The sequence below is a fragment of the Methylobacterium sp. J-026 genome, assembly GCF_022829585.1.
In the GTDB taxonomy this organism is placed as follows: Bacteria; Pseudomonadota; Alphaproteobacteria; order Rhizobiales; family Beijerinckiaceae; genus Methylobacterium.
In genome coordinates, this window is sequence record NZ_JAKSYC010000006.1 from 1 (window position 1) to 15,455 (window position 15,455).

At 71.2% G+C, this 15,455-nt stretch carries 15 protein-coding genes; 4 read left to right on the top strand and 11 right to left on the bottom strand.

The window, feature by feature from the left end:
* Window positions 1–553, top strand: a 553-nt coding sequence (locus MKK69_RS00080) for a dienelactone hydrolase family protein (protein ID WP_243964596.1), incomplete at its 5' end; no start/stop codon positions are given.
* A 112-nt stretch (window positions 554–665) separates the two neighbouring features.
* Here the strand turns inward: MKK69_RS00080 and MKK69_RS00085 are convergent.
* From MKK69_RS00085 to pth, 9 genes are all read right to left on the bottom strand, one after another.
* Entirely contained in the window at window positions 666–2,048 is a 1,383-nt protein-coding gene (locus MKK69_RS00085) for an SDR family NAD(P)-dependent oxidoreductase (protein ID WP_243964597.1), read from the bottom strand.
* A gap of 9 nt (window positions 2,049–2,057) precedes the next feature.
* Window positions 2,058–2,330, bottom strand: coding sequence for an acyl carrier protein (locus tag MKK69_RS00090; RefSeq protein WP_243964598.1), 273 nt, complete (start codon window positions 2,328–2,330; stop codon window positions 2,058–2,060).
* Entirely contained in the window at window positions 2,327–4,252 is a 1,926-nt protein-coding gene (locus MKK69_RS00095; protein WP_243964599.1) for an HAD-IIIC family phosphatase, read from the bottom strand. Before MKK69_RS00095 ends, MKK69_RS00090 begins: the two co-directional genes overlap by 4 nt.
* Before the next feature lie 16 nt (window positions 4,253–4,268).
* Window positions 4,269–5,096 carry a WcbI family polysaccharide biosynthesis putative acetyltransferase gene (locus MKK69_RS00100; RefSeq protein ID WP_243964600.1) on the bottom strand — a complete coding sequence of 276 codons (828 nt, stop codon included), beginning with the start codon at window positions 5,094–5,096 and terminating at the stop codon, window positions 4,269–4,271.
* Between the two features lie 306 nt (window positions 5,097–5,402).
* The gene (locus MKK69_RS00105; protein ID WP_243964602.1) at window positions 5,403–6,392 is read right to left on the bottom strand and encodes a MaoC/PaaZ C-terminal domain-containing protein; all 990 of its coding nucleotides are present in this window, start codon (window positions 6,390–6,392) and stop codon (window positions 5,403–5,405) included.
* Between the two features lie 21 nt (window positions 6,393–6,413).
* Window positions 6,414–7,511, bottom strand: a complete 1,098-nt coding sequence (gene ychF / locus MKK69_RS00110) for a redox-regulated ATPase YchF (RefSeq protein WP_243964603.1) — start codon at window positions 7,509–7,511, stop codon at window positions 6,414–6,416.
* Window positions 7,512–7,520: 9 nt separating this feature from the next.
* Window positions 7,521–7,970 (bottom strand): PIN domain-containing protein, encoded by a 450-nt coding sequence (locus tag MKK69_RS00115; RefSeq protein WP_243964604.1) that lies wholly within the window; start codon window positions 7,968–7,970, stop codon window positions 7,521–7,523.
* The gene (locus MKK69_RS00120; protein WP_243964605.1) at window positions 7,960–8,193 is read right to left on the bottom strand and encodes a hypothetical protein; all 234 of its coding nucleotides are present in this window, start codon (window positions 8,191–8,193) and stop codon (window positions 7,960–7,962) included. The genes MKK69_RS00115 and MKK69_RS00120 overlap by 11 nt, the downstream gene beginning before the upstream one ends.
* A gap of 45 nt (window positions 8,194–8,238) precedes the next feature.
* On the bottom strand, window positions 8,239–8,847 hold the full coding sequence (pth, locus tag MKK69_RS00125) for an aminoacyl-tRNA hydrolase (RefSeq protein WP_243964606.1): 609 nt from the start codon (window positions 8,845–8,847) through the stop codon (window positions 8,239–8,241).
* A gap of 297 nt (window positions 8,848–9,144) precedes the next feature.
* Here pth and MKK69_RS00130 point away from each other — a divergent pair, with 297 nt between their 5' ends.
* Window positions 9,145–9,372, top strand: a complete 228-nt coding sequence (locus tag MKK69_RS00130; RefSeq protein WP_243964607.1) for a hypothetical protein — start codon at window positions 9,145–9,147, stop codon at window positions 9,370–9,372.
* Between the two features lie 55 nt (window positions 9,373–9,427).
* Here MKK69_RS00130 and MKK69_RS00135 read toward each other — a convergent pair whose 3' ends face one another.
* On the bottom strand, window positions 9,428–11,584 hold the full coding sequence (locus MKK69_RS00135) for an FUSC family protein (RefSeq protein ID WP_243964609.1): 2,157 nt from the start codon (window positions 11,582–11,584) through the stop codon (window positions 9,428–9,430).
* A 428-nt stretch (window positions 11,585–12,012) separates the two neighbouring features.
* Here MKK69_RS00135 and MKK69_RS00140 point away from each other — a divergent pair, with 428 nt between their 5' ends.
* Window positions 12,013–12,777, top strand: coding sequence for a CDP-diacylglycerol diphosphatase (locus MKK69_RS00140; protein WP_243964610.1), 765 nt, complete (start codon window positions 12,013–12,015; stop codon window positions 12,775–12,777).
* Between the two features lie 19 nt (window positions 12,778–12,796).
* Here MKK69_RS00140 and MKK69_RS00145 read toward each other — a convergent pair whose 3' ends face one another.
* Complete coding sequence (locus tag MKK69_RS00145; protein ID WP_243964611.1) at window positions 12,797–13,702, bottom strand: LysR family transcriptional regulator; 906 nt, start codon at window positions 13,700–13,702, stop codon at window positions 12,797–12,799.
* A 170-nt stretch (window positions 13,703–13,872) separates the two neighbouring features.
* Here MKK69_RS00145 and MKK69_RS00150 point away from each other — a divergent pair, with 170 nt between their 5' ends.
* A complete protein-coding gene (locus MKK69_RS00150; protein ID WP_243964612.1) occupies window positions 13,873–15,405 on the top strand; it encodes an ABC transporter substrate-binding protein in 1,533 nt (510 codons plus the stop codon).
* The last annotated feature ends 50 nt before the right edge of the window (window positions 15,406–15,455 follow it).

Consider the following 15,455-nt stretch of genomic DNA (forward strand, 5'->3'; position numbering starts at 1 on the left):
CTACCGGTACGGACCCTACGGGCCATTCGTGCCCAAGGCGGTGTTCGCGGGTGACTTTCGCGCAATCCTTGGACCGCTGATGGCCACAACCAGCCCCTTGAAGGCCGCTGAGGATGCGGAGGCCATGCTCGCTTACCTCGACACGCGTGATGACGTCGGCGGTGGCAAGGTCGGGGTGGTGGGCTTCTGCATGGGCGGCGGCATGGCTCTGGCTACAGCGGGAACCTACCCCGAGCGGTTCGCGGCGGCCGCAAGCTTTCACGGGGGCAATCTCGCGACCGATGCGCCCACGAGCCCCCACCTATTCGCGCCGAAGCTGAAGGCGGAGGTCTACATTGGCGCGGCGGAGAACGATGGCAGCTATCCGCCTGCAATGGCTGAGCGCCTTGAAAGATCTCTGACGGAGGCCGGCGTGCGCTATACATCGCAAACGTATGCGGCCGCGCACGGTTGGATGATGCCGGACTTTCCTGTCTACGATCACGCCGCCGCCGAGCGGGGCTGGAGCGAAATGCTCGCGCTCTTCGGCCGGACCCTGCAGGTCGGCGCGTGATGACGCGGGCACTGATCCCGCGTCCGCTAACGGACAGGCGGTAGACTAGCCTGAGCGTCCGACTTGGGTCGAAACCAGCCGCCTGACGCGCGCACTGATCGAGTCCACGCCCCTAGCGCAGCGTCCCGGGTCCGATATCCGGCGCAGTCGGCTGGACGCTGTGGATCGCCGCCAGCATCTCGTCGATCGCCGATCCGGTCTCCACCGGCTGCACGCTGGCCGTCTGGTCCGTCTGCAGGCGCGGCAGGCGCCGGACATGGGCCCGCACGCCCTTGAGCAGCCGCGGCAGGTCGGCGCACAGCACCTCGCCGGCGGCCTTGGCCATCGCGTACTCGGTGAGACCGGCCGGCCGCGCCGCGACGGCGACGCTCGACGGGTAGAACACGTCGATGGCGTGCGGCCCGGCATCGCGCAGGGCGGCACAGGTCTCGTAGAAGGCGTGGACGTAGAATGCCGTCATCGTGTCGAGCAGGGCGGCGTCGAGCGCCCTGCCGCGCTTGCCGAAGATGGACGGCGTCGCGAAATAGTAGAGCTGGTCGAAGACCCGGCCCGCGGGCAAGTGTCCGGCGATGGGCCGCTGCCGCACGTCGAGCCTGAGAACCTCGCAGCGGCCGCCGGCCGCGCGGATCTCCTCGGCGACGCGGCCGGCCTCGCCGTCGCCGACCGCGAAGGTGATCGTCACGGCGGCCCCGCCGAGCGCCAGCAGCTTCGCGGTCAGTTCCCCGAGGCCGCGCGAACCGCCGACCACCAGGGCCCGGCGCCCGGCGAACGCCTCCGGCTGGACGCGCCCGCGCAGGGCATCGATGCCGGGCTGAGCCGTCGGCGGCGGGCGCCGGAACGCGTCGACCTGCCCGCTCAGGCCGGTGCCGTCCACCCGCAGGCTGACGAGGTTGAAGCGCGCGTCGTCGCGCAGCACGGAAAACCGCATCTCGGCGCCGACCGCCGCCCCCGCCCCGCGGGCCACCGAGAAGCCGCGGAAGATCGAGTGCAGGCCCGGGCAGACCATCCCGACGAGCTTCGACAGCCCGACGAGGTCGACCAGGGTGGCGAGGCCGAGCGCGGCCGCGGCGCGGGGGAACGCCGCCGCGACCTCGGCCCCGCGCGTCTCCAGGGCCAATGTCCGCGCGTCGGACGAAGCGGGCGGCGGCGGCCGGTCGGCTGCGGGCAGGAGGCCGATGCGGGTGACCGCGACATCGTCGACGACGATCTCCAGATGCGTGCCCTCGGCGCCCCGTCGGCCGCGCCGGAGCCGGCACAGGTCGCCGACATAGATCATCCGGTCGAACTGCACCGTCAGGGCCTCGGCCCCGGTCGGCAGTTCGGCGGCGGCCTCGATCGCCCACAGCACCGCATGGATTCCATGCACCACCGGCCGCCCGGCCTGCAGGCGCCGCGCCGCCTGGGCGTCCATGTGCATCGGGTTGTGGTCGCCCGACATCGCCGCGAAGGCGCGCTGGTCGTCGGGGGTGAAGCGGCGCTCGGCCAGGCTGTCCAAGGCGGCCCCTCAGCTCTGTGCGACCTTGGCCTGGGTCTTGGCCTGGGTCTTGGCCTGGATCAGGTCGGCGAGGGCGCCGACGCGCGTCAGCCTCTCGATCTCGGCGCTCGACATCCGGATGCCGAAATGCTCCTCGGCCGCCAGGAGGATGTTGATGTGGCTCGCGGAATCCCACCCCTCGACGTCGTCGGCGGTGGTCTCGGGGTGCAGCTCGATCCCGTCGTCGGCCAGGACGTCCCGGAAGATCTGCGTCAGCCCGGCATAGATGGCGTCCTGGGTCATCGGATGGTCTCCACAATCGTCAGGGGAAGCTCGGGCCGCCCGGGACCCGGCAGGTCGAGGCGCCAGCGCGTCGCGCCGCCCTCCCCGACGCCGTCCGGCATGAACCCGAGCTGCCGGTAATGGTCGGCGACCATCCCGTTCTTCGGGGTCGGCCGGTACGTGCCGACGAGGGCCCGGGCCCCCAGGCGGCCGGCCTCGGCGGCGAGCACGTCCAGCGTCGCCTCCTCGACCCGGCGCTTCAGGACCCGGCAGCTCATCAGCCAGGTGTCGATCACGAGGTCGGTGCCGCGCCGGAGACCGATGACGACCGCGATGAGGCCGTTGTCGCCGAAGCGGTCCCGGAGGCGCAGGTGCAGCCCGACCGCGCCCGGATCGGCCATGAGCGCGCGGATCTCGTCCTCGGCGTAGCGCGTCGTCGTCAGGTTGAACTGGTTGGTCTTGTTGATCAGCTGCACGATCCGCGGCAGGTTGGTCGCGTCGAACCGCGACCAGTCCAGGACCATCTGCAGGCCCCGGAGATACGATCCCAGGTCGGTCGCGCCCGCGAGGGCGGCGTCCCGTTCCGCGTTCTGCCGGTACTGCGTGGCGCGGTTGCGATCGTCGGCGGTGAGGACGACACCCTCGAAATAGCCCGCCTCCGCCAAGCTCTGCGGGACCAGCGCGGGATCCTCCGGCAGCTCCGGGACCGCGACCATCGGCAGTTCGGTCCGGACGAGGTCGCGCTCGAACGGGTTGTCGTCGACGAAGACGAGGCTGTCGAGGCCGATATTGAGCTGCCGGGCGATCGCCCGGAGGTTGGTGGCCTTGTCGTCCCAATTGGCGACGAAGCAGGCGATGTCCTTCGACCGCAGGAGCATGTCGGGGTGGCTCTCGAACGGCGCGCGGGCGTTGGCCGGGTCGTTCTTGGAGCAGACCGCCAGCAGGATGCCGCGCCGGGCCTGATCGAGCCCGAACTGCTGGACGGCCAGGAAGGCCTCGCCCTGGGCGTCGCCGTGGCCGAGGACGATGCCGTCGAGGCCGTCATCCCCGATCACGCCGCCCCAGAGGGTGTTGTCGAGGTCGAACACCAGGCCCTTGGCCGTCAGGCCCTGCCGGGCGGCCAGGACCCGGGCCACCAGCTCGCCGTAGAGCGGCGACACCGTCGGCGAGACCTCCTGCTTGGCGCGGTGCCACAGCACGGGGTTGTGCCAAGCGCCGATCCCGTGCCGTGCGGCGGCATCGTCGACGGCGACCAGGTCGACCCCGGCGGCGTCGGCACGCGCGCGGAGCCCCGCGTTCAGGCGCGCGACGAACCGGTGCCGGGAGCCGGGCATGCGGTGCTCGTTGCTGCCGAACAGGGCCGGGAAGACCGGCAGCACCGTCTGCTGCAGGACCCGGCAGCCGAGCCGCTCCTGCGCCGCCGTCCAGCAGCCCGCCAGCCGGTCCGCCAGCCGGTCGACGGCCGCGTCGGCCTCCTGGAGGTCGGCCAGGTCCCGCGCGCCCTGGGTGAGGTGGTGGGCGTCGAGGGCGAACAGGACGGTGTCGGCCCCGAACGCGCGCAGCTCCGGGCCCGGCGCCTCGAGTTCCTGCAGGTACTGGCCGTAGCCGGGCTCGTGCAGCGCCAGCCAGATGCCGCGGCGCAGGGCCGCGACCCGGAGGGCCGCGAACAGATGCGTCTGCGTCGCCGAGCCGAGCACGGCGAGGCGCACCGGCTTCGTCGTCAGGTGCGCGGGCGGCCCGTCGGGGAAGCGCCGGGACAGGCCGGCCTGGACGCGGGTGGTCTGCACGAAGTCGAGATTCGTCCGGGCCAGGGCGGTGAGGCTCGCCCAGGCGCCGGCCGGATCCGGATCGGCCAGGGCCCCCGCGAGGCGCTCGCGCCAGTCGTCGGGCGGCGCGGGGAGCCACGGGAGGCCGGGGGCCTTCGGGAGGTCCGGAGATGTCACGCCGCTCTCCTTCCGCTCAGCCGAGATGCCGGATGTAGGCACGCGTGAACGCCTCCCAGGTGACCTGGCCCATCGGCGCGTAGTGGTATGTCCGACCGGGCTGGGCCCATTCCAGGCCGAGCTGCTCGGCCACCGCCGGATGCACCGGCACCTGCATGGTGCCCCAGGCATCGAGGGCGGAGGGGTCCGGGAGCTCGGGCGCGATGCCGAGCTTCCCGCAGCAATAGGCCATCAACTCCCGATAGAGGATGCCGCTCGGGTGGCCGAGCCAGTGGAAGAGCTGCCGCGTTCTGTCGTTGTCGCGGATGAACGCCCCGAGATCGCAGCGATAGGTCGCGTCGAGCGCGCCGAGGGTCTCGTTCTCCATCTCGAGGAAGCGGGCGAAGCTCTTGACGAGGCCGGGCACCGCGAGGTCGCGATAGGCGGCGAACCGCGCCTCGGGATCCGGGACGTCGTCGCGCAGCCTGGCCAGGAGGCCGTCCGGGAAGCGCACGAGGCCACCCTGGGCGGCATCCGCCTCGGCCAGCCTGTCCCGGCCGTAGATGAGGCCGTCGAACGGCCAGAACGCACGCCGCAGCAGGTTCGGATATCCGAGCCGGGCGACACCCGGCGGAACCGATTCCCGCTCGTACCGCTCGGCTTCGGCGATGCCCTGGATGAAGACGGCGTGGGCGCTGTCGACGATCGCCTGCACGTCAGGGGATGGGGTCGGGGTGATGTGGAGGGCGAGCGGGTGAAATTCGAAATCGTCCTTCAAGGACGTTATTTGAGAAAAGAACGAAACCAGATCGGTAGCATTGCAATTCCCGACGAATACGATATTTTTTATTTGAGATGCTGACATCAATATCTCGCGCCCCGCAACGCGTGCGGCACCCAGTCGATCGATCGGGTTGTCTTATATCGCGGCTACCGATCCGTCGATGGCTCCGGAACGCGAGCCCTATCCGCGGCTTCATCCGCAGAGTTTTCACGAGGGGCAAAATTGAAGAGCAATTAAATTTTTTCTGCTTATCGATATAAAATATATTTATAAATCCAGAAGAATTTGTCCTTAAAAGTCAGTATTCATCGATGTGGGGTGCCCACGTGCTGCCTTCCCCCGGATCCGTGGGCCCGGTCCGGGCAGCATCCTCTGGAGCCGCCGCGCTCACGGCTCCCAGCGGTGGAACACGGCGCTGTCGAAGGAAAAGACCGGCTCGCCGCGCTGGTTCACCCCCGTATTGCGGGCGAAGGCCAGCCCCCAGCCGGGGCGGGACGCGGAGGCGCGCTTGTCGGTGAGCCTGGCGCTGAACCGGACGATGTCGCCCACGTAGACGGGCTTGAGCCAGCGCAGGTTCTTGAAGCCCGGCGAGGGGCCCGCCTCGGGGACCGGGCCGCGGGTCGCCGTGTAGGCGGCGTCGCGGGCGCGGGTCGTGAGCAGCCGGTTCATGTAGGCGGCGGCCGTGTGCCAGCCGGAGGCGCAGAGCCCGCCGAAATGGCTGCGCCGCGCCGCCTCGGGGTCGAGGTGGAAGGCCTGCGGATCGTAGGCGCGCGCGAAGGCGACGATCGCCTCGGCGCTGAACGGATAGGGGCCGAGATCGCGTACGGCACCGAGCGCGGCATCGCGCAGGAACGGCAGGATCTCGGCATCCTCCGGCTCGGCGACGGGCCCCGGCACGCCGGTCTCCACGGGCCGCGGGGGCAGGGGATCGTTGCCGCGCCGGGCCAGCATGAAGGTGAAGCGCTGGGTCAGCACCGTTTCGCCGCCCGGGTTGTCGAGGGCGACCTCGGCGGTGACGAAGCCGAGCCCCGGCTTGGACGCCGAATCCCGGATCCCGACCACCCGGAAGGTCAGCGTCAGGGCATCCCCCGGCAGGACCGGCACGAGCCAGCGCAATTCGTCGATCCCCGGCGCCCCGAGGGACGAGCCGCCCCGGAACGGCCCCTGCTGCAGCATCCGCATGCCCAGCGCCGCCGTGTGCCAGCCCGAGCCGATCAGCCGGCCCGCGAAGGTCGCCTCAGCCGCCGCCGCGTCGAGGTGGAAGGGCTGGAAGTCGAACTGCCTGGCGAAATCCACGATGGCGTCGCGGGTGACGACCAAAGGCGCGCCGACGATCACGTCGCCGACCGTGAAATCCTCGAGGGCGGGATCCGGCATGGCGGGCTCGTCCAGGGTCGATCAGTTGGCGAAGCGGAAATGCAGCACGTCGCCGTCCTGCACGACGTAGTCCTTGCCCTCCAGCCGCAGCTTGCCGGCGTCCCGGGCCCCGGCCTCGCCGTTGAGCGTGGTGTAGTCCGTGAACGCGATGGTCTCGGCCCGGATGAAGCCCTTCTCGAAATCCGAGTGGATCACGCCGGCGGCCCCCGGCGCGCGGGTGCCCTTGGTGATCGTCCAGGCCCGGGCCTCCTTGGGGCCGACCGTGAAGTAGGTGACGAGGCCGAGCAGGTCGTAGCCGGCGCGGATCACCCGGTTGAGGCCGGGCTCTGTGAGCCCCACGGCGTCCAGGAACTCGGCCTGGTCGGCGTCCGCCATCACGGCGATCTCGCTCTCGATCTTGGCCGAGACCACCACCGCGATGGCGCCCTCCGCCTTGGCCCGGGCGAAGACCGCCTCCGAATAGGCGTTGCCCTTGTCGGCATCGCTCTCGTCGACGTTGCAGACGTAGAGCACCGGCTTGGCGGTCATCAGCCCGAGGGACTGGAACAGTTTTTCCTCGTCCGGCTTGCGCTCGACCAGCCGCGCCGGCTTGCCCTCGCGCAGGAGCGGCAGGGCGCGGTTGACGAGGTCGAGGCTCTCCTTGGCCTCCTTGTCGGCGCCCTTGGCCTTCTTCTCCAGGGCCACGGCCCGGCGCTCCAGGCTGTCGAGATCGGCCAGCATCAGCTCGGTCTCGATGGTCTCGATGTCGGCCGCCGGATCGACCTTGCCCTCGACATGGGTGACGTCGCCGTCCGTGAAGCAGCGGACCACGTGGGCGATGGCGTCGACCTCGCGGATATTGGCCAGGAACTGGTTGCCCAGGCCCTCGCCCTTGGAGGCGCCGCGCACCAGCCCGGCGATGTCCACGAAGGTCAGCCGCGTCGGGATTTTTTCCTTCGAGCTCGCGATCCGGACGAGGTCGTCCAGGCGTGGATCCGGCACCGCCACCTCGCCGACATTCGGCTCGATGGTGCAGAACGGATAGTTCGCCGCCTGCGCGGCCGCCGTCTGCGTCAGCGCGTTGAACAGGGTCGACTTGCCGACGTTCGGCAGGCCGACGATGCCGCATTTGAAGCCCATGGATCGGTCCTAGTGTTCGGTCACGACGGCCTCGGGGCCGACCATGAAAGGGTTGAGGATGGTGGTGCCGCGGACCGTGCGGTCGTGCTGGTAGTCCTCCGATAGAAGATAGCGGCACCCGGCGCGAATTGCGGCCGCGAGGATGACGCAATCCCACCATTGGAAGGCGGTCTCGGCCCGGATCGCCCAGGCCAGCGTGATGAGTTCAGGATCCGTCGCACCCTGCGAGAAGGGTTGCATCTCCACCGTCATGCGTCGCATCTCGGCCCCCGCCACGGCGACCTTGCCGCGCAGGACCGCGTTGTGGAGTTCGCCGAGCACCTGCGGGCTCACCACGAGGGCCTCGCGCGCCGCGAGAATCGCGAGCCAGTGGGTCGCCGTCCGTTGCTTGTCCGGAAACCGGTCGTCGCGGGCATACAGGAAGACGTTCGTATCGACGAAGACGCGATCAGTCGTCATCGTACAGCTGGTCTCGGGTCGGAGCTTTCCCGTTCTCGTCCAGAACGTGGAGGGGCGGTCCGGCCAGGAACCGCTCGATCGCTTCGAGCTGCGTCAGGGGCCGGCCGACGCGCTGCTCGACGGCCTCGGCCACGAAGCGCGACAGGCTCTTGCCGTCGCGCGCGGCCGCGACGCGCGCCCGCTGCAGCAAAGTCTCGCTCATCGTCACAGTGACGTTCTTCATGGCGGCCTCCGAGGCCGATCTATATCGTGTCCTCGTGTTTTCGTGTCAATTTCGGGCGCCCAGCGTCTTCACGTCGTCCCAGCCGCGGCCCGCCATGGCGAGATGGACCTTATTCTGGAAGCTCGCATCCTCGCCCGCCGCCAGCAGCGCGGCGTGGTCGGCGACCGCGTGGCAGAGATCCTCGACCCAGGGCTGCTCGGCCTTGCCGAAATCGTTGAGCACGTAGGCGTGCACCAGGGCCTTGTCGCCGGGATGACCGATGCCGAGGCGGACCCGGCGATAGTCGTTGCCGCATTGGGCGGTGATCGAGCGCAGGCCGTTATGGCCGGCATTGCCGCCGCCGAGCTTCACCCGGAGCTTGGCCGGGGCGAGGTCGAGTTCGTCGTGGAGCACGATCACGTCGGCGAGCGGGATCTTGTAGAAGCGCTGCGCCTCCGCGACCGCGCGGCCGGACTCGTTCATGAAGGTCGAGGGCTTGAGCAGGATCGCCCGCTCGGTGCCCAGCACCAGTTCGGCGGCCTCGCCCTGGAACCGGTGCCGGAACGGGCTCGCCCGGTGTTGCCGGGCGATCGCGTCGACGGCGAGGAAGCCGATATTGTGCCGGTTGTTCGCGTAGCGCGAACCCGGGTTTCCGAGGCCGACGATCAGCCGCATGATGGTGCATCCCTTTCAGGCCGCGGTCTGTGGCACGCTTCCGCGCGGGACGCATCCCCGCCCGCGCCGGACCGTCCCGCCCGGGGCCACGGCGTTCCGGGCCGCACCCCGTGCGCCAGCGCACGGCATCGGCCGAACCGGAGGCAGAGTATCCCGGTTGAGAGATCACATTCGGCCAAGCAAAGCCGGAGTGATCGAGACCGCCGACCCGTATACCGTGCCGACGATCGTCCTTACCCGACTCGGTTGACCGGATGACGTCCCGTCGACGTCATACGAAGACACCAGGAGATCATCATGACGATCCGTATCCTCGCCGCCGCCGCCCTCCTCGCCGCCGCCACGCCCGCCCTCGCCCAGGGCCTGGATTCGAAGCATTCGCCCTATCCGGCCTCGGCCTATTCGGGCTGGGTCGGCCACGGCCCCCTCCTGCGGCAGGACGATGTCCGCGCCGAGCGGGCGCCCGCCTATCGCTACAGCGGACCGCATGCCGGCGGCCCGGCGAACGCCCTGGCGCGGTTCTGACACGGCCCGGGGCCCCGGGCGATCCGGGACCCCGCATCGACTCCGCTATCGCGCCTCAGGGCGCGGGGACGGACAGGCCGAGCCCGGGATCCACGTCCCCGGTCGGCGGCACCGCCCGGATCTCCCCCGGGCGCAGGGTTCCGACCAGGAGATCGACCTGGCTCACGAGCCGGATGAGCGATTGCCCCCGGTCGAGGGCGGGCCGCTCCGGCAGCGGCCGGTCCTCGGCCAAAGCCGCCAGGGTGGCGGCGATCCAGCCCCGCCAGGTCTCGGCCCTCGGATCCACCGCCTCGGGGGCGTGGCGCAGCACCGTGAGCCGGGCGCTGATCCGGCGCAGGGTCGCGTCCGCCACCAGGGCGGATTCCACCTCGGGATGATGGCCGGCCCGGGGCTGCTGCAGGGCGCGCGACAGGGCCGCCTCCAAGTCGTTGAGGGCGAGGCCGGCGGCGCGGTTCTGCGCCAGGATCGCGGCCTCGCGGGCCTCGCCGGGGGGGCCGAGCAGCACCGCCTCGGCGAGGCCGGCATGGCCCTTGAGCGCGCGGCGCAGCTCCTGGCGGACCTGATCCGGCTCCCAGATCGGCCACAGCACCAGGCAGCTCGCCACCGCGATCAGCCCGCCCAGCACCGTGAAGCCGCCGCGCATGGCGACGATCTCCCAGGAACTGTGGCCGGGCTCCAGCAGCTCGACCAGCAGCACCACGAGGGGCGTCAGGCAGGCGACGAAGAAGCCGTAGGAGATCTGGCGGGCCGCGAAGCCGACGATGCTGAGCACCAGGATCAGCCCGGCCTCGCTGAGCGGGGTCGTGGCGTAGTAGGCGAGCACCGCCCCCGCCAGGCCGCCCAGCACCGTGCCGCCGATCCGCTCCAGCGCCCGCTGCCAGGTCGCCGCGTAGAAGGGCTGCATGGTCAGCACCACGGTCATCACCAGCCAATGCGTGAAGGCGCCCGCATAGGTCAGGGTCGCGGCCAGCGCCGGGGCCGAGACCGCGCTCGCCCGCAGGGCATGCCGCAGGTTCGGCGAGGCCAGGGTGAAGTTCTGCCGCAGCGGCCCGGCATAGCGGGTCCAGCGGTCGAGGCGGCCCCCCTCCGTGAGGGTGCCCCCGGGGCGGTAGCCCTCCGGGGTCGACAGCTTGGCGCCGATCCGCACGCGCCCGACGATCCGCTCGGCCAGGCGCGCCAGGGTCGGATCCTCCGCCAGGCCCTCAGCCGTCCGGGCGATCGAGTGCTCCAGGCGGGCGAGGTCGAGGTCGACATCGTCGCGGATCGCCCGGGCGATGGTCACCAGCAGGGGGCGCAGGCGGCGCAGGAACAGTTTTGCGAGGGCGCGGCGGCGCGCATCCGGGCGGCTGTCGATCAACTCACCGACCGCGATCAAAGCCGAAAAAATCTGCTCGGCGCTCTCTAGGCGCAGCAGCGCCTGGGCGGTGCGGTCCGAGACCCGCTCGCGGGAGCGGGCGAGGTCGAGGATCATGGTCCGGGCGGTCTCGATGCTCGCCCGCACGCCGCGCCGGTGACCCCTGGCATGGCCGTCGAAGGCCTCGGCGTCGGGCTCCGGCAGGGCGACGAGCCGCTCCAGGTCGCCGCAGAGCCGCGCGAGGTCGCGCCAGACCTCCGCCACCGCCCGGTGGGCCGGCCGGTAGGGATGCAGCCGCCAGATCACGAGGGCCAGGAAGGTCGCCCAGAGACCGCCCGCGGCGAACATCAGCACGGTGACGGCCGCCTGCTCGGGGCTCAGGGGCCGGTCGAGGGCGATGCACAGGACGACCACCAGCACGTTGCCGGCCGATTGCGCCTGCACGCTCCAGACCCGCGCGTAGGAGCAGGCGAAGATCAGCGCGCAGGCCACCGGGACGACCACCGGGAGCCCCAGGGGCTGGATCAGGCCGAGCCCGCCCCAGAGCAGGCCGCCGAGGATCGAGAAGGCGGTGAGCACCCGCAGGCGCGCCCGCATCGGGCCGCCATTGTCGCAGAAACAGGCGAGGTTGGCGGCGAGCGCCATGGTCAGCAGCGGCGGCCACTGCACCCAGAGGTTGATCAGGATGACGACGCCGAACGCGAAGGCGGCGCGCACGCCCTCCACGAGGCGCACGTTCCGGAGGTCGAGGCCTGTCGGCAGCCGCCGGAGATCCGCGCCGGGCCGGTTCAGGCTGCCCCGGCCCGCGGCGATGCGGCGGCGCGCGGGCGGCGGTGCTGTGGGACTCGGCGCGGGCAAGCTCGGTCTCCGGACGGGGCGCGGCGCCCCGGCATGAACCGGAACCCGGCCTGTCCGGATCCGCCCGGCTGCGCAAGTCCTTTCGGGTTCGCAAGTCCTTATCGGGTTCGCAAGCCCTGTCGGATTCGCGGGGGCGTTCCGCGCGCGGCCGCGCGGGGCGGTCCGGAGCGGTGCCGGCGACGCATCCGGTTGATCGCGTTCGGATCTTTCGCGCGGCGGTTCATGCCTCGGCTCTCGCGGTGGTGCGGGCACCCCCGCGCCGCGTCCGGAGATGCGGAACCATCGTCGCCCGCAGAGGGGGGAGGGCGCGCCAGCGCTGGCGGGCGCCCGACCGGCCGTCAGGGCCGCCGGACCTTTGCCGGGGCGGGGGGCGATCGGCTATCGCGGAGGCGCGGGCCGCCACCCCGACGGCCCGACCGGGAGCCTCCATGCGCCGCACGTTGCTCGCCGCCCTCCTCGTCGCCGTCGCGATGCCGGCCCCGACGGGCGCCTCGGCCGCGTCCGATCCCAGCCGCAACGTCCTGTGGGCGGCGCTGAAGACCTGCGTCCTCGCCAAGCGGCTCGCCAACCGGACCTTCCCGTGCCTGTCGGTCGATCTGGGCGACGGGGAGCGGCCCGGCTCGGCGGTCCTGCGCGCGCCGGGTGAGCCGACCCACAGCGTGGTCATGCCCACCGACACCGTGGCGGGCCTCGAAGCGCCGATCCTGCGCGGCCCGCGCGGGGCCGCCTACTGGCGGGCGGCGCTCGCGGCGCGGCCCCTCGTGTCGGAGGCGCTGCAGGGGAAACTGCCGCCCGAGGCCGTGGGCTTGGCGGTGAACTCGGCCCGGGGCCGCAGCCAGGACCAGCTCCACATCCATCTCGACTGCCTCAAGCCGAGCGTGCTCGCGGCCCTGCGGGCCCATGGCCGCCAGATCCGCAGAACCTGGACCCGCTTCCCGCAGCCGCTCGCCGGCGACCGCTATTCCGCCCTGCGCGTGCCGGAGGCGGAGGCCGCGCGGTTCAACCCGTTCGCCGCCCTGCGCACCCTGCCGGGCGCCCGGCCGGACCTGCACCGGACGAGCTTCGCCGCGGTGGCGACGCCGCCGGGCGATCCCGAGCCGGGCTTCATCCTGCTGGCCTACCGGGCGCCGAGCGCCAGCGCCGAGGACGTTCTGGACCACAGCTGCGCCGCCGCGTCGGGCCGGGGCCTGTGAGCGGGCCCCGGGCGCGACCCTATCGGTCCGCCAGCGGCGGCGGCAGGGCGTCGAGCAGCCGGCGCAGGAACGCCCGCACCGCCCGGGGCAGGCGCCGGTCGCGCATGGCCTGGACCTGGATGCCGCGGGCGAGGCTCGCCCGGGAGCGGATCGGCAGGCTGACCAACTCGTTCAGGCGCAGGGGCGTCGTCACCGAGAGCGCCGACATCAGCGCCAGCCCGCGCGAGCGCCGCACGAAGGGCAGGAGCGCCGAGAGCGTGTTGGCGGTCAGCACCGGCTCGACCGCGATGCCCTCCTGCGCGCAGGCGGCATCGAAGACGTGCCGCAGGGTCGTGTCCCGGGTCGGCAGGGCGACCGGGTAGGCGCGCAGGTCAACGAGGGTCAGGGCCGGCGCCCGGGCCAGGGGATGGTCGGGGGCGGCGAGCGCCAGCATGTCCACCTCCCCGGCGTACAAGGTCTCGACCTGCGTGGCCGGCGTCAGCGCGAAGGTGATGCCGAGATCGACATCCCCCACCGCCACCGTCTGGGTCACGAGGGCGGGGGGCAGCACCGTCACCTCGAAGCGGATCCCGGGATGATCCCCGTGGAAGGCCGCGATGGTGTTGGGGACGATGTCGAGGGCGAAACCCTCCGAACAGGCCACCCGGATCAGCCCCCGGGCCAGGCCTTCGAGCTCCCGGATCTCCGTCACCACCTGCTCGGAGCGGATCAGGACCTGCTGGGCGTGCTGGGCCAGCAGCTCCCCGGCCGGGCTCGGCACCATGCCCCGGGGGCGCCGCTCGAACAGCACGCAGTCGAGCTCGGCCTCCAGGTTGGCGATCTGCCGGCTGATCGCCGAGGCCGCCACGTTGAGCTGGGCCGAGGCCGCCGCGATCGAGCCGGTGCGGGCCACGGCCAGGAAGTAGCGCAGGCTCGTCGTCTGCAATATCGTGCCTCGATCCGCTTATTCTGCGCTCTCCGTTGCCGAAACGACAAGGCACCGCTCGCCAAATTCTACTTGTTGCGATCCCAGATGCACAACATCATCGCAGGGTGAAAAAGGCGGCAGTCGCGGAACCATCCGCCGGGCTCGTCCGCCGCGCCGTCGGAGCCTGCATGCCGCTACGGACCCTCACCCTGGGCGCCACCTTGGCCGCCGCGTTCGCGACCCTGATCGCCGCGCACCCGGCGCTCGCCGGCAAGGCCGACGACACCCTGGTCTACGCCTCCGACAGCGAGCCCGAGAACGTCAGCCCGTATCACAACAGCGCCCGCGAGGGCGTGATCCTGGCCCGGAACTGCTGGGACACGCTGCTGTACCGGGACCCCAAGGACGGCACCTACAAGCCGATGCTGGCGACCGCCTGGACCTGGGCGGACGACACGACCCTCGACCTGACGATCCGCGAGGGCGTGACCTTCCACAACGGCGACCCGCTCGGGCCCGAGGACGTGGCCTTCACCTTCAACTACGTGCTGACGCCGGAGGCCCGCACGGTCACCCGCCAGAACGTCGACTGGATGAAGTCGGTGGAGGTCACCGGCCCGCATAGCGTCCGCATCCACCTCAAGGCGCCGTTCCCGGCGGCGCTGGAATACCTCGCCGGCCCGACGCCGATCTTCCCGGCGACCTACTTCAAAAAGGTCGGCCTCGACGGCTTCGCCCGGGCGCCGGTCGGCAGCGGACCGTACAAGATCACCAAGGTCGACAGCGGCCGCGGCGTCAGCATGGAGCGGTTCGAGAAGTACTGGGCGGGCAGCCCACTCGGAAAACCGAAGATCGGCAAGCTGCAATTCCGGGTCATCCCGGACGGCGAGAGCCGGATGGCCGAATTGATGACCGGCGGCGTCGACTGGATCTGGCGGGTGCCGAGCGACCAGGCCGACCAGCTGCGCGCCGCGCCCAATATCACGGTGCTCAACGCCGAGACGATGCGGGTCGGCTTCCTGCAGTTCGACACCCTGGGCCGGGCGAAGGAGAACTCGCCGCTCAAGGACGTCCGCGTCCGGCAGGCGATCAGCTACGCCATCGACCGCAAGGCGATGGTCGACAACCTCGTGCGCGGCGCCTCCCGGGTGATGAACGCGCTGTGCTTCGTCGACCAGTTCGGCTGCACCGACCAGGGGGTGATGCGCTACCCCTACGATCCGGCCAAGGCCAGGGCCCTGCTCAAGGAAGCCGGCTACGGAAACGGCTTCGAGATCGATCTCGGCGCCTATCGCGAGCGGGACTACGCCGAGGCGGTGATCGGCTATCTGGGCGCCGTCGGCATCAAGGTGCGGCTCAACTACCTGCGCTACGCGGCCTTCCGGGATTCCCTGCGGGCCGGCAAGATCTCGATCGGCTACCAGACCTGGGGCTCGTTCTCGGTCCTGGACGTCTCGGCCTTCGACGGGGTGTATTTCCGCGGCGGCGAGGAGGATCTGACCAAGGACCCGCAGGTGATCGCCGACCTCCAGGCGGGCGACGGCTCCACCGATCCGGAGACGCGCAAGGCCGCCTATGCCCGGGCGCTCCAGCGGATCGCAGCCCAGGCCTACGCCCTGCCGATGTTCTCCTACGCGACCAACTACGCCTTCACGGCGGACCTGAACTTCACCGCCCAGCCCGACGAGGTCGCGCGGTTCTATGCGGCGTCGTGGAAGTGACTGCGGTGACCGTGGCGCGACGCGTCCCCTCCCCCCTCTGCGGGGGAGGG

Excerpts from the sequence above, each read along its gene's own strand:
- MKK69_RS00105 (WP_243964602.1), bottom strand. The coding sequence starts at position 6,392 with ATGCCGGATCCCGCCCTCGAGGATTTCACGGTCGGCGACGTGATCGTC.
- pth (WP_243964606.1), bottom strand. The coding sequence starts at position 8,847 with ATGCGGCTGATCGTCGGCCTCGGAAACCCGGGTTCGCGCTACGCGAAC.
- MKK69_RS00140 (WP_243964610.1), top strand. The coding sequence starts at position 12,013 with ATGCGCCGCACGTTGCTCGCCGCCCTCCTCGTCGCCGTCGCGATGCCG.
- MKK69_RS00090 (WP_243964598.1), bottom strand. The coding sequence starts at position 2,330 with ATGACCCAGGACGCCATCTATGCCGGGCTGACGCAGATCTTCCGGGAC.
- MKK69_RS00120 (WP_243964605.1), bottom strand. The coding sequence starts at position 8,193 with ATGAAGAACGTCACTGTGACGATGAGCGAGACTTTGCTGCAGCGGGCG.
- MKK69_RS00130 (WP_243964607.1), top strand. The coding sequence starts at position 9,145 with ATGACGATCCGTATCCTCGCCGCCGCCGCCCTCCTCGCCGCCGCCACG.
- MKK69_RS00115 (WP_243964604.1), bottom strand. The coding sequence starts at position 7,970 with ATGACGACTGATCGCGTCTTCGTCGATACGAACGTCTTCCTGTATGCC.
- MKK69_RS00150 (WP_243964612.1), top strand. The coding sequence starts at position 13,873 with ATGCCGCTACGGACCCTCACCCTGGGCGCCACCTTGGCCGCCGCGTTC.
- MKK69_RS00100 (WP_243964600.1), bottom strand. The coding sequence starts at position 5,096 with ATGTCAGCATCTCAAATAAAAAATATCGTATTCGTCGGGAATTGCAAT.
- ychF (WP_243964603.1), bottom strand. The coding sequence starts at position 7,511 with ATGGGCTTCAAATGCGGCATCGTCGGCCTGCCGAACGTCGGCAAGTCG.